Genomic DNA, 12,579 nt, shown 5'->3' on the forward strand with positions numbered 1-12,579 from the left:
ACCGCTCTGCGGCCCCCAATGTATGAGGAGTTGTGCTATGCTGTCCTTTTTGCGAGATGGAAGTCAGACGCCGGCCGCCGCCCGGATGGAAAACGAAGGGGCTTCGGCTTCGCCGACACCTGCGTCATCGGATTTTCTGCGTCCGGCTGTTCGAAACCAGACGGTCAGGCAGGGAACCATCGTCCTGACGATTTTGTTTTTGACCGGCGGGGCGGCGGTCTGGTGGATGGTCAAAAAGTCCGGCCTGTCGGAGGCGCAGGGGTCTACGGCGGCGGAAACCTCTCAAATCGACCAGGTCCTGGTACAGCTGAGCTCGTTTCAGAAAGATATGAATTCCCAGATGAATTCCGTTGCCGGACGTTTTTCACAGGTTTCAGAGCTCGGCCAGATTACGGTATCGGACCTGAAGAAAAATCCCTTCCGTCAGGAGCCGGCCTCCGGAGGGCCTGATTTGTCCTTCAGCCAGGCCCTGATGCGGAAGGAAGAGATGCGGCGCAAAGCCGCCGGGCTGAAACTGTGGAGCATCACCGCTCGTGCGGACCGGCCCTGCTGCATGATCGGCGACAAGGTGCTGTATGTCGGCGATGCAGTCAGCGGCTTTGTGGTCAAAGCGATTCATCCAGACCGGGTCATTCTGGGCTGGGAAGACCTCACGGTGGAGCTGAAAATCGAAGAATGAAGCGTTTGTTCGGCAAACTGAAGCCGGTTTCCGAACCGGTGGCGCTGGCGGACCTTGAGCCGCAGGACGGCCAGATTGAGCTGGCTCCCGGTCTGCGGAATCTGTATTGTCCGGAGCCGAAGGCCTCCCTGCATGTCCGCGATTTGGCGGATGTGCTGGCGGAGATGGGGGTTCTGACGGCTGAGCAGCTCCAGGAACTGCGCGCCGAGAAGGTTCGCGGGGAGGAGCTGGAAAAGCACCTGAAAAAGAAGGGCATCTGTCCCGATGCGATTCTGGAGGCCAAGGCCCGTCTGTACGGCTATGACTTTGTCCGCCTGGACCCTGAAAAAGTGGACCGGGAGGCCTTCAAAAAACTCGACAAGGACTACATTCGCAGCAATCATCTGATGCCGGTGGCTGTGGAAAACGGCGTACTGGTGCTGGCCGCCAGCGACCCGTCGAATGTGTTCGGGTTTGACGACGTCAAGCGCCAGACGGGGATGAACCTTCGGGTGGTGGTCTGCACGCCGCAGAATATCGAAGCTGTCTGCGATGCACTGGATGAAAGCAAGTTCGATTACAACGTCGATGAAATCATCAGCGATTTGGGCGAAATCGAACTGGTCCAGGAGACCGAAGAGAGCGTTGAAGACCTTGAGAAAAGCGCCGGCGAATCGCCTGTTATTAAGTTTGTCAATTATATTCTCAGCAACGCCCTGCGGGAGGGGGCCAGCGATATCCACATTGAACCGAAGGAAAAATACACCAAAATCCGCTATCGAATCGACGGCGTTTTGTTCGAAATTCAGCAGGCGCCGGCCAAGATGCATCCGGCCATTGTCTCGCGTCTGAAAATTATGGCCAATCTGGACATCTCCGAGCGGCGCATCCCGCAGGATGGAAAAATCGCCGTGATTATGGGCGGACGCGGGGTGGATTTGCGGGTGTCTGTGCTGCCGACCTGTCACGGGGAGAAGGTTGTTGTCCGGCTGCTGGACAGCAAAAGCATTATGCTCGGGCTGGATAAATCGGGAATGGAGCCCCGGGTGCTGAAGGCCTTTCAGGAGCAGATTGAGCTGCCGCACGGCATTCTGCTGGTGACGGGCCCGACGGGCAGCGGCAAAAGCACCACGCTCTATTCAGCCCTGGCTCAGATGGACAGCGAGCGGCTGAACGTTTCGACGGTGGAGGACCCGGTCGAATATCAGCTGGAGTACTGCAACCAGGTTCAGGTGAACGAAAAAGCCGGAATGACCTTTGCGGCGGCCCTGCGCAGCCTGCTTCGTCAGGACCCGGATATTATCATGATCGGCGAGATTCGCGACCAGGAGACCGCCCGGATTGCCGTCCAGGCGGCTCTGACGGGGCATTTGGTGCTGTCCACGCTGCACACCAACGATGCCCCCAGCAGCGTCTCCCGACTGGTGAATATCGGTGTAGAGCCGTACCTGATTGCCGCCTCCCTGAATGCCATTCTGGCCCAGCGTCTTGTGCGGCGCATTTGTGAGAATTGCAAGGAATCCATCCCTGTTCCGGATTCGGTGCGCCGGTACTTTGAGCGGGCCCGGATTGAGATTAGCGAAATGATGCGGGGTAAAGGGTGCGACAAGTGCCGTCAGAGCGGCTATTCCGGCCGGGCGGGCATCTTTGAGCTGCTGGTGGTGGATGAGAAGTTCCGCCAGCTGATTCACGAGGACCCCTCCGTCCACAGCATGCGCAAGGCCTTCGCCAAAAGCGGCTGGCCGACGCTGTTTGAAGACGGCCTGCAGAAAGTCAAAAAAGGAATCACGACCATTGAAGAAGTCCTTCGGGTGACCGAAGAGGTTCGCCTGGAGGAAGAGGAGCCGCCGGTTAAGACAGCCGTCAGGGCTGCTTCGGAAACGCCGGCTGTTTCAGAGGAAACGGCTTCGACGGAAAAGAAACGAACGGAACGAGCGAGGAAGAAAGCATGATTTCAGTCAAGGATATTCTGGCGATTGCCATTCAGTCCGGTGCGTCGGACGTGCATATCAATACCAATCTGCCTCCGGTGATGCGCATCAACACGGAGCTGATTCTGATGGACATGCCGGAGGTGACGGCGGAGGATGCGGCGGCGATGGTGCTGGAGATGGTCGGGCCGGAAAAGTTCAAGAAGTTTGAAGAAAAGCGCGACCTGGATTTCTCGACGATGATTGACGACGGCAGCCGATTCCGCGTCAACGCCCATTACCAGAAGGAAAGCATCGCGATTTCCTTCCGTGCGATTTCCAACAAGGTGCCGAACATTGACGACCTGCACCTGCCGGAAATCGTCAAGGAGCTGACGGACCTGCCCCGCGGGCTGGTGATTGTCACCGGTCATACCGGGTCGGGCAAAAGCACCACCCTGGCCTCGATGATCGGGGTTATCAACAAAAAATACAAAAAACGCATTATTACGCTGGAGGACCCTATCGAGTATCTGCTCGAAAATCAGTCGTGCATGATTGAACAGCGGGAAATCGGGTCGGACTGTCCGACCTTCGCCTCGGGTCTGCGGCATGCCCTGCGGCAGGACCCCGACATCATTCTGGTCGGTGAAATGCGCGACCTGGAAACGACCAGTGCGACCATTACCGCCGCCGAAACAGGGCATTTGGTGCTGTCCACCCTGCACACGGTAAATGCGTCCCAGACGGTCGAGCGTATCATCGATATTTATCCGGCCAGCCAGCAGAACCAGATTCGGGCGATGCTGGCCAATACCCTGCAGGCGGTCATTTCCCAGACGCTGTTCCGCCGCGTCGACCAGCCGGGCATGGTGCCCTGTACGGAGATTCTGCTGTGCACCTCGGCGGTGCGCAACTGCATTCGGGAAAACCGGATTTATGAGATTCCCAACATTATCGAAACCTCCCGGCGTCTGGGGATGCAGACGATGGACTTCAGCATTCAGCAGATGTATGAGGCCGGCTATATTGACCGCGAAGAGGCAATCAACCGCTCGAGCAATCCGGCCAAAATGGAAAAACTGCTTGCTCCGGCTCCCATTCGGAAAACGGCTGCTTCTCCGAAAGCCAAAGCAACTGTCTGACGGAGGAAGAAACGATGAATATTCTTGAAAAACTCGGCACCCAAACATCCCGTTCCCAGCGTCTGGAAGAAGCGGCGGCTGTTTCGCATGCAGCCCCGAAACCCAAACCGCAGGGCTTTCGGGTGGAATTCGGCCCCAGCCGCAAAGATATTCTGAACTTTACCAATCAGCTGGCGGTCATGCTGCGGGCGGGCATCAGTCTGCAGGACGCCCTCGAATCAATCGGGATGCAGATTCAAAAGCAGAAATTCCGCCGGATTGTTCTGGACCTCAGGCAGCAGATTGAAGCCGGCAAAAGCTTCTCGCAGGCCCTGGCCGGTCATCCGGAGGTCTTCAATAACCTCTATGTGAATATGGTGGCGGCCGCGGAAATCTCCGGTTCGATGAGTTCGATGCTCCAGCGGCTGGCCGAATACCTTGACCAGGAGGCGGAGACGAGAAGCCAGGTCATCAGTGCGATGATTTACCCGATTATCATCGGCGTGATGGCCGTCACCTGCGTGACGTTTCTGCTGACGTTTGTTCTGCCGCGGTTTCTGGTTGTCTTTGAGGGCAAGGAGCATCTGCTGCCTGCGCCGACCAAACTGATTATGGCCATGAGCACCGGCATCCGGGCGTACTGGTTTATTGTGTTTCCGGCAATCGGGATGCTGTTTGTCGGATTCTGGTACTTCACCCGGAAAACCCCATTCGGCAAGCGCTGGTGGGACCGGACGAAGCTGCGGATTCCTCTGCTGAAAACCCTGTGCCGAAGTTTATATATCACCCGCAGCATGCATACGATGGGGGTGCTGACGAATGCGGGTGTGCCCATCCTCGACACCATTTCGATTACCGCACAAATCACCGGCAACACCCTGTATGAGGGGATGTGGAAGGGGGTGTTTGAGGAAGTCCGGCAGGGCAAGAAGATTGCCTCCAGTCTGGCCCAGTTTACGCTGATGCCCTCCAATGTGGTTCAGATGATTCAGTCCGGCGAGGAATCGGGCACCCTCGGGGATGTGCTCAATGACATCTCGCAGTTTTATGCCCGCGAGCTGCGGACGGTTATTAAAACGGTAACCAGCATGATTGAGCCGCTGATGATTGTGGTGATGGGCTTGCTGGTGGGCTTTATTGCGATGAGCATTATTCTGCCCATCTTCAAGATGTCCAGCGTTGTCACCAGCGGCTGATAAGGAGACCTGTTTATGAGACCCGGAAGTTATCGAAGGAGACGGGGATTTACACTTCTGGAGGCGCTGTTTGCCGCCGTGCTGATCGGCCTGGCGATTGCCGCTCTCTTGGGCACCAGCAGTGCCTTTACGATGAAGAATGCGGCCGGGGCGGATTTGTCCACGGCGGAGTTTCTCATCGAAGAGATTCGGGAAATGACGGCGTCCGAATCCTTTGATATGCTGCCGGCCTATCACAATCAGTCTTACAATCCGCCCGTGGACCTGCAGAAAACGCCGCTGGAGGATTTCTCGGCGTTTACGCAGCAGATACAGGTTCGGTATGTGAACGCCTCGAACCTGACCCAGACGGTCACAGGACCGACGGATTTTGTTCGGGTGACCGTTACGGTTCTCAAAAACGGACGGCCGATCAGCTCGGCCAGCTGGATTCGGGCCCGTCTGTAACATTTCAGGAGAAATCTTATGAAAAAAGGTTTTCCTGTTCGAAGCGCTTTTACGCTGATGGAGGTGCTGATATCGATGACCATCCTGGCCGTTCTGATGGCGGCCGTAGCGGTGGCATTCGACGCCTCGATGAAAAATTACAAGGACAATCAAGCCCTGGCCAAGCAAATCAACGGAGCCCGTGCCGCCCTTTTGCGGATTACCAATGATATTCGAACGGCCCGCGAGGTCGTAGCGGATTCAGACACTGCCGAGTGCAGCATTGACCAAAACGGAGACGGCCTGGCGGATATTACCTATCGGTTTGATGGAAACCAGAAGGCCTTGTATATGGATATTTATTCCTCCGGCTCGACCAGTTCTTATGTGCTCTGCCGGAATGTTTCGGAACTGGCGTTTGTTCGGGGCATGGTTCCCGGCCAGCCCTCGCTGGTCCGCAACGTTCGCATCACGATGACGGTAACGGATGAGTCGGGCCAAACGTCTAAAAAACTGGCGGCTGCCGCTGTTGTCCGCAGAAATCTGTAAGCGGATTTTAAGACATTGTAAGGGGGGCACAGCAGACGCGCAGGGGGCCTCCGCCGAAAGGAAGGGTTTTTCTCCAGACGGCGGTTTCGGGGTCAATGTGCTTTAAGTCTCTGGAAACAAACCCTTTGCGTCATTTCGGATTTCACTGCCTCTGAAAAAACGTTCTTGACAACCCGCCCGGATTATAGTTTACTGGCGCTGGAAAACGGGCGATTAGCTCAGCTGGTTAGAGCGTACGGATCACACCCGTAAGGTCACAGGTTCGAATCCTGTATCGCCCAGTTCCCCCCGAAGGCGGCGATTGTATCCGAAATGATTTCCCGGCCTTTTTTCCTGCTCAAAGCTTTTGGAGAACAAGGGAGGGGAATGACTTGTCGAAAATTGCAAAGAAAAAAGGCCTCTTGGTTCAAGAGGCCTTTTGTGTTTGGCGCAGGGCTGTCCGGTATTATTTTTTCCTTCGGAGCAGCAGACCGCCCAGACCGAGCAGGGCCAGCGTGGCCGGCTCCGGAACGGTGGAAATCACGACGGCCTTGGAGGCAATCGCGCCGGCCGGGTCGCTGACCGGGCCCAGAACGGCAAAGCCGACCTGGGTAACCGGCAGAGCAATCGGATTGACCGTCAGGGTCAGTGTATTGAGACCCGGGGTCAGGTCCGCAGACACCATGTTAATCGTTGCCCATCCGCTGGCCGGATCCAGGACTTTAATAAACGCCTTCGTGCTGTATCCTTCAGCCGCCAGGTTGTTGCTCAGCACCAGGTAATTGAAGGTGACCGTCTGACCGGCCAGCCCGCCGTACCATTCCTGATAGAAGTTGCCTTCCATCATTTTGTTGGGGGCGCCGTTAACAACCCAATACGGGTCTGCCGGATTCCAGCAGTTGGTGTTGGACTGAAGAAGCAGGGTATTCCCGACAAAACCGGCCCGAAGGTCCGATGTGCCCCACGGGCTTCCCCACTGATAATTCATGCTCATATCAAAGACATTCATGTACCCATACCAGGTTGCGCCGGGGTCAACCCCGTTCACTACGACATCGGCCTGAGCGGCTCCCATCAGACAAAGGACAGCTAAAACGAATACCTTTTTCATCCTCATTTCCTCCGTACAAAATTTTTTCTTGTTTTCGAACCGCCGATTTGAACCTAAAGCAAAACGACTCGCTCCTCACACACACTTCACCGCCTTTTCGTTCGAGGATGTTTGTGCACAGCTGCTGTCTTAACAGTTTACTGAGGGCAATAGCAATCGGTTTCTAATTGCACAGTTTACGATTTTTGAAAAGGGATGTCAAGCCCTTTTTCGGAAGAAAAAAAATAAAAAACTTTTTTGGCGGGTTCTATCCGGGAAGTTGTGCGTTGCTGCAACGGGTGGGGCCTGCGTCCGATTTTTGTTTGGAAGTTCTTGTGTCGCAACGGGTTGCAGGCGTTTCTGTTGGAGCGTCAGGCAGCATAAGGTCCGGGAAAAGCGGAGCTGTTATATTTGATAGCAAGCGTTTGCTATTCAATAATTTTTGATAATTTTCGATTTTTCTGCTTGCAAACGACCGAAAGAAAAAGTATAGTACAAGGGTCTTAACAGTGCTCTGAGCGGTCGGCAAACGGCATCGGTTCGATTCAAAAAATCATCAATACAGGAGGTTTGTGTATGACCCGAACAGCATTCTTTATCGGAAGATTTCCCAGGGGACAGGCGGTGCGGCTGACGGCGATTCTGCTTCTTTTTCTTTTGTCGGCGGTGCCGGCTCGGGCCTTGTTTCTGGTGAACAACGGCGGCTTTGATATCAATGCCGCCGACTGGAACGCGGCCGGCGGCGGAGGTCCCTGGGCACCGGCCCACGTGGCCACCGGCGGAAACCCGGGCGGCTATGTGACGCTTCAAACCAACAACAATACCTGGTCTGTCTGGTATCAGGTCATCAATGAAAACCTGAACGTCTGGGGAATTCCTGTTGGAACGACCATTATCTTTGGTGCGGACATGATTGACCTGGGGCCGGACGGCAACAACACGGTGGGCGGTCTGAAAATTGAGGCATGGAATACGGCCATGATAAATGATTATGCAGTCCAGTTTCCTGTTACCACGTCCTGGCAGCGGTATTCGGCCCAATATACCATCCCCGCCAATACCGTAAGTCTGAAGATGGTTCTGACCAATGTAAACTACAACGGACAGGGGGTTGCCCGGTTCGGTTTTGACAATGTCTTCTTTGCCATCCTGGGCGGCACGCCGGCACTCAAGCCCGTTCCCTATGTGGGCAGAGGCGTCAATCCGGCCAACCCGATTCTCAGCTGGACCTATCCGGACCCCAATCGGCCGGGCGATACGCTGACGGCGGATGTGTATGTGCTGGAAAGCGATGTGCTGCTTGCCACAGAGCCCAATCTGGGGCCGGTCCTGGTGGACCCCGGTGTTGTGAAAGTGGCCGATGATATTACGGAATCGAGCATCAATCTGCTCACCGCCGGATATACGGTTCGGCCGGACAAATATTATTACTGGGCGGTTCATGTTAACGACCCCACAGCGGGCACCATCAAGGGCTTTACCTGGTATTTCCAGACCTTCGATGCCCCGCCGGCCAGCGTCAACGCCGGGCCGGACCAGTATGTCTGGCTGACGATGGACGACGGCACTCCCAACGACGGCAAGGTCACGTTTACCCTCTCCGGTTCATATGTGGATGACGGCAAGAGCCCGGTGACGGTGACCTGGGCCCTCGATCCGGTTCTGACCCAGACAGACCCGGCTACGCAGGTTGTTATCCACAACCCGAACAGTCTGACGACTCCGGTGACGATTGACAATACCGGCTGGTTCTTCTTTGTGCTGACGGTTCAGGACCAGATCGGCTCGGCCTCGGATGTGGTGAACGTAGGAGTGTACGGCAGTGCGTGCGAAGCAGCCAACGAGGACCCGTCGGACATTCCCGCCCGCTATCCGAACGGACACGGGGATATCAACGGCGACTGCAAAATTGACCTGCAGGATTTGGTTATCCTTGCCCGCACGTGGCTGAGCTGTATGAGTGCCAAACTCGGCTGCACACCCTGATGGAATGAAAGCATGAATCTGCCGCCGACAAGCATTGAGATTTATCGAAAGAAAGGGCCGGGAGACACGCCGGCCTTTTCTTTTTTTGGAAAACGGAAGAATGCGAAAAAGACCGGACCTGCCGCCTTTACGCTGATGGAACTGCTGGTTGTGATCGCTATTATCTCCCTTCTGCTGGCCGTCATCGTTCCCGCCCTGCGGAAGGCGAAGGAGTCCGCCCGGGCCGTCGTCTGCCGAACCCATCTGAAAACGCTGGCTCTGGCCAATGAATTGTATGCTGCGCGGTGGGACAGCTGGTATGTGCCGGTGATTGATACCACAATGACCGCCCGCGGTGAGCCGACGTGGAACTCCAATGTCCTCTTTCGTGAACTGGTCGGCCTTCAAACCGCCTATGTCGGCAGCAGCTATGTTCTGCCGCCGGAGTATTTGTGTCCTTCGGATACCCAATCCAGCCCGACCTACTGGAATCAGGCGGGCGTGACGTATGCCAACTTTGTCAGCTACGGCTATAATTTGACCGACTGGGGGCCCGACTCGCGCAGCCCTGTTTCCTGGAGCGGCAACATTCCGGTGAGCACCTGGTCCTGCCGCTTCCGGGTCGGAGTGCTCCGCACACCCGCTCAGGCGATTATGTTTGCCGACGGCGGCGACATCTGGATTCGCAAAGCCGGCGCGGACTACAAAACCTACTGGAATCTATTCGGGCAGGACATCGTCAAATACCGTGCCCGAAATATGTGGCATCCGGTTTACTATCGTCACAAAGAAGGTGCGAATGTGTCCTTTTTTGACGGCCATGTCGAATTTCTCAAGAAGGAGTCCCTGTTTTTCTATCAGAACAATTCGAGTACCCCCGATGACGGACGAAACAGCCAGATTTGGTTCTGCATCCCACAAAACCGCCCTTGAATCGGCGGAGGAAGACAGGAAGACAGGAATACAGGTGGTCAGGGGAAAAGCCTGTTCAAATCATCCCTCAAGAAAGGAAAAAGGAGGGCAGGACCTGCCTGCCCTCGTAGAAATACCCCTGCAGCGGTTGAAAAGTGGTTTGGGTTATTGTTTTCTTCGGGCAAACATCAGCACACTGCCCAATCCGAGCATCACCACTGTAGCCGGTTCCGGGATGACCGAGGACGCCACCACAAACACATCGGTGTTGTCTATGTAGCGTCCGTCAAATCCCATGGCAGCCCAGTCGGGGTAATAGACGGCAAAATTGCTGTCGATTCCGTCCACCAGGGCGGCAAAACGGTCAGCACCATAGCCGCGTGCAAACAACGGCACCAGTTCGTTTGTATGATTGCCGCTCCACCAGCGAACACCGTTCGGGTTGCTGCTGGTGTAGGTTCCTGCCAGGACATTCTCCCGCGAAATCCGCTCGTGAGGAATGACATTGGAACTTTCGCCGCTCGGCATCGAATTGCCGTGGTCTGTGGTAACAATCAGGAGGTTGTTTTCCCAGCCGCCATTGTTTTCAATCCAGTTAATCACGGCTTTGACGGCATTGTTAAAGTCGAGCTGCTCTTCAACGAGACGGCTGGTCTGATTCGAATGCGCCGCCCAGTCGACCGCCCCGCCTTCAATCTGCAAAAAGATTCCGCTGCCGTTATCCAGATGCTGGAGTACATTCAAAGCCGCCAGCGTCATTGTTACCAGCGAAGGAACAGAGACATTAAAGGGGTCGCTGAATACCGTGTCGGTATGGCTGTAGCCGCTGCGGCCCTGCTGGAGCGTCGTAGCCGCCTGGGCGGTTCCGACCACTCGTGTCTTGCCGTCGAGAATGGACAGATTGCCGCTGGCGAGCGCTTCGAATTCGGCTTTTGTCTGGATGGACTTCCAGCCGCCGGGATGAGTGCCGGCATTCAGCTGATTCCAAACGGTTTGTCCCCCGACGTAGCTGTAGTCCTGTCCGCTGGTTCTCAGGGTTCCATTGTTGGTATAGTTCGGATTGCCGGCGCCCATAATGACGTCCATCACGCTGCCGTTGAGCATATCATTGGCAATGGCCGCATAATTGTTGCGGCTGATGTCATGGGCATCGCTGAATGCGGCGGGCGTGGCATGGGACCATTGTACTGATGAAATCGTGCCGACAACCTTGCCGTTCGCCTTGGCCAGTTCCGGAAGCGTGGGCATAATGGGTGCATTTAAGTTGCTCCAGTTGATGGCATTGTTATAGGTCTTCTGACCGGTGCTCAATGCCGTCCCGGCGGCCGCAGAGTCGACGGCATTTTTGTGAAGATAACCGGAGGGCGTATTATAGCTGGCCAACCCCCACGCCTGGGAAGGGTCATAGCCAACCATAGGACTCATGTTGCCGGTTGGCGTCGTAGAGGTGTTCAGCGGATAAGTCGTCATTAAGTACTTGACCCATTCTGACCCGAAGTATGGGCTTGCACAGGCTGTGCCGTATTCATATAGATCGGCTGCATCCCAGGCGCCGAATGAGGCTCCATCCGAGATCATCACAATAACATTTTTCGACGCAGACGCCGGGGCAGACATCATCGACAGGATGAACGCTGCCATCGTCACGAGCAAAGACAATCTGTTTCTCATCTTTCCTTTCATAATGCTTTGTCCCTTTCTTTTTTTGAAAACACTTCCTGTTCAAACGCTCTTCCTTCAGCGCGCACTTTCTCCCGCCTTTGTGAAAACACTCCATAGCCCGAGTGCTTTTCAGCGCGCACTGTCTCCTGCAGGGGTACCCGAAAACATCGGCTGAAAAAAAGCGGCTGAAGTCTTACAGCAGCAACGTCGGAGATATGTATACAAAAAATTTTTTAAACAGAATGAGCGACAGATTGAATCATTGTTAGACAGTTTTTTGTGTTGAATTAACGAAGGGGACAAACGAATGTTGTATATAATAGCAGGAATAACAACCAGCATCTCTGTTGAATAGGATTGAGAATGCGACAAAGAAGCGATGATCCAAAACCGGCAAATCAATACACCGGATGAGATTCAACGAAATGCAGGCACAGGCGTTCTTATGGCATCAAAAGGAATAGTTTGAAAAGACGGCGGAATCAGACGGATTGTTCGATAGAACAAAAGTCTGTCAGAAAAGGTCCGCAGGCAGAATTCCAATTGCAGGATTCTGCTCTGTCTGTGTTGACGGAGGAAAGAAAGGGGGGAGTTTTTGGTTAGGAATGTGCGGGCTGTTGGTGTTGTTTATCCGAAGAGAGCGGGAAAGAGGCGGATGACAAGGAGGGCAAGTGCGGCGGCGTAGAGGCCTGCGGCCAGGTCATCGGCCAGGATGCCCCAGCCGGCTGGGAGGGTTTCGAGTTTGCGAATCGGCCAGGGTTTGGCGATGTCAAAGAGACGAAAGAGAACAAAGCCAAGCACAGCCGTATTGCAGATATGTGCAGGGCCCATCAGGGCAATCGCCAGCAGGGTGAGGGCCTGTCCTGCCGTTTCATCGGCGACCACTTCGCGCGGGTCGCTTTGACCGGTGCGGCGGATGACCGCCGGCGCAAACTGCACACAAAACCAGCTGAACAGGATGGTTACAGCCGCCATGGCATAAACATTTGCGGCGGGCCAGAGAAATCCGAACGCCTGATAGAGAATCACCGGCGGCAGAGAGCCGAACGTGCCCGGAGCGGCGGGCAGCTTGCCAAGACCAAACGTTGTCGCAAACCATTCTTTCATA

Annotated in this window: 11 protein-coding genes and 1 tRNA gene; 9 read left to right on the top strand and 3 right to left on the bottom strand. The window is 55.2% G+C overall.

Annotated elements, in window-relative coordinates; all coding sequences use genetic code 11:
• Nucleotides 1–37 precede the first annotated feature (37 nt).
• The 7 genes from WHS88_06895 (at nt 38) to WHS88_06925 (ending at nt 6,144) form a co-directional block, all read left to right on the top strand.
• Nucleotides 38–679: a hypothetical protein gene (locus WHS88_06895; GenBank protein ID MEJ5259898.1), complete on the top strand. Its 642-nt coding sequence runs from the start codon at nt 38–40 to the stop codon at nt 677–679.
• A complete protein-coding gene (locus WHS88_06900; GenBank protein ID MEJ5259899.1) occupies nt 676–2,610 on the top strand; it encodes an ATPase, T2SS/T4P/T4SS family in 1,935 nt (644 codons plus the stop codon). Before WHS88_06895 ends, WHS88_06900 begins: the two co-directional genes overlap by 4 nt.
• Nucleotides 2,607–3,713 (top strand): type IV pilus twitching motility protein PilT, encoded by a 1,107-nt coding sequence (locus tag WHS88_06905; GenBank protein ID MEJ5259900.1) that lies wholly within the window; start codon nt 2,607–2,609, stop codon nt 3,711–3,713. The genes WHS88_06900 and WHS88_06905 overlap by 4 nt, the downstream gene beginning before the upstream one ends.
• Nucleotides 3,714–3,727: 14 nt before the next feature.
• A complete protein-coding gene (locus tag WHS88_06910) occupies nt 3,728–4,888 on the top strand; it encodes a type II secretion system F family protein (protein ID MEJ5259901.1) in 1,161 nt (386 codons plus the stop codon).
• A 15-nt stretch (nt 4,889–4,903) separates the two neighbouring features.
• Nucleotides 4,904–5,335, top strand: a complete 432-nt coding sequence (locus WHS88_06915; GenBank protein ID MEJ5259902.1) for a type II secretion system protein — start codon at nt 4,904–4,906, stop codon at nt 5,333–5,335.
• Nucleotides 5,336–5,353: 18 nt separating this feature from the next.
• Entirely contained in the window at nt 5,354–5,863 is a 510-nt protein-coding gene (locus WHS88_06920) for a prepilin-type N-terminal cleavage/methylation domain-containing protein (protein MEJ5259903.1), read from the top strand.
• 207 nt (nt 5,864–6,070) lie between these two features.
• Nucleotides 6,071–6,144 (top strand) — tRNA-Val (locus tag WHS88_06925).
• 164 nt (nt 6,145–6,308) lie between these two features.
• Here WHS88_06925 and WHS88_06930 read toward each other — a convergent pair.
• A complete protein-coding gene (locus WHS88_06930; GenBank protein MEJ5259904.1) occupies nt 6,309–6,953 on the bottom strand; it encodes a PEP-CTERM sorting domain-containing protein in 645 nt (214 codons plus the stop codon).
• Nucleotides 6,954–7,508: 555 nt separating this feature from the next.
• Here WHS88_06930 and WHS88_06935 point away from each other — a divergent pair.
• Complete coding sequence (locus WHS88_06935) at nt 7,509–8,918, top strand: hypothetical protein (protein ID MEJ5259905.1); 1,410 nt, start codon at nt 7,509–7,511, stop codon at nt 8,916–8,918.
• Between the two features lie 12 nt (nt 8,919–8,930).
• A complete protein-coding gene (locus WHS88_06940) occupies nt 8,931–9,830 on the top strand; it encodes an H-X9-DG-CTERM domain-containing protein (GenBank protein MEJ5259906.1) in 900 nt (299 codons plus the stop codon).
• Nucleotides 9,831–9,974: 144 nt separating this feature from the next.
• Here the strand turns inward: WHS88_06940 and WHS88_06945 are convergent, their stop codons facing one another.
• Nucleotides 9,975–11,480: an alkaline phosphatase gene (locus WHS88_06945; protein MEJ5259907.1), complete on the bottom strand. Its 1,506-nt coding sequence runs from the start codon at nt 11,478–11,480 to the stop codon at nt 9,975–9,977.
• Between the two features lie 618 nt (nt 11,481–12,098).
• Complete coding sequence (locus WHS88_06950) at nt 12,099–12,578, bottom strand: phosphatidylglycerophosphatase A (protein MEJ5259908.1); 480 nt, start codon at nt 12,576–12,578, stop codon at nt 12,099–12,101.
• Nucleotide 12,579 lies beyond the last annotated feature (1 nt).

Source organism: Anaerohalosphaeraceae bacterium (assembly GCA_037479115.1).
GTDB lineage: Bacteria > Planctomycetota > Phycisphaerae > Sedimentisphaerales > Anaerohalosphaeraceae > JAHDQI01.

Coding starts and splice junctions, on each gene's coding strand:
- WHS88_06940 (MEJ5259906.1), top strand. CDS start 8,931: ATGAATCTGCCGCCGACAAGCATTGAGATTTATCGAAAGAAAGGGCCG.
- WHS88_06945 (MEJ5259907.1), bottom strand. CDS start 11,480: ATGAGAAACAGATTGTCTTTGCTCGTGACGATGGCAGCGTTCATCCTG.
- WHS88_06910 (MEJ5259901.1), top strand. CDS start 3,728: ATGAATATTCTTGAAAAACTCGGCACCCAAACATCCCGTTCCCAGCGT.
- WHS88_06905 (MEJ5259900.1), top strand. CDS start 2,607: ATGATTTCAGTCAAGGATATTCTGGCGATTGCCATTCAGTCCGGTGCG.
- WHS88_06895 (MEJ5259898.1), top strand. CDS start 38: ATGCTGTCCTTTTTGCGAGATGGAAGTCAGACGCCGGCCGCCGCCCGG.
- WHS88_06900 (MEJ5259899.1), top strand. CDS start 676: ATGAAGCGTTTGTTCGGCAAACTGAAGCCGGTTTCCGAACCGGTGGCG.
- WHS88_06935 (MEJ5259905.1), top strand. CDS start 7,509: ATGACCCGAACAGCATTCTTTATCGGAAGATTTCCCAGGGGACAGGCG.
- WHS88_06950 (MEJ5259908.1), bottom strand. CDS start 12,578: ATGAAAGAATGGTTTGCGACAACGTTTGGTCTTGGCAAGCTGCCCGCC.
- WHS88_06930 (MEJ5259904.1), bottom strand. CDS start 6,953: ATGAAAAAGGTATTCGTTTTAGCTGTCCTTTGTCTGATGGGAGCCGCT.
- WHS88_06920 (MEJ5259903.1), top strand. CDS start 5,354: ATGAAAAAAGGTTTTCCTGTTCGAAGCGCTTTTACGCTGATGGAGGTG.
- WHS88_06915 (MEJ5259902.1), top strand. CDS start 4,904: ATGAGACCCGGAAGTTATCGAAGGAGACGGGGATTTACACTTCTGGAG.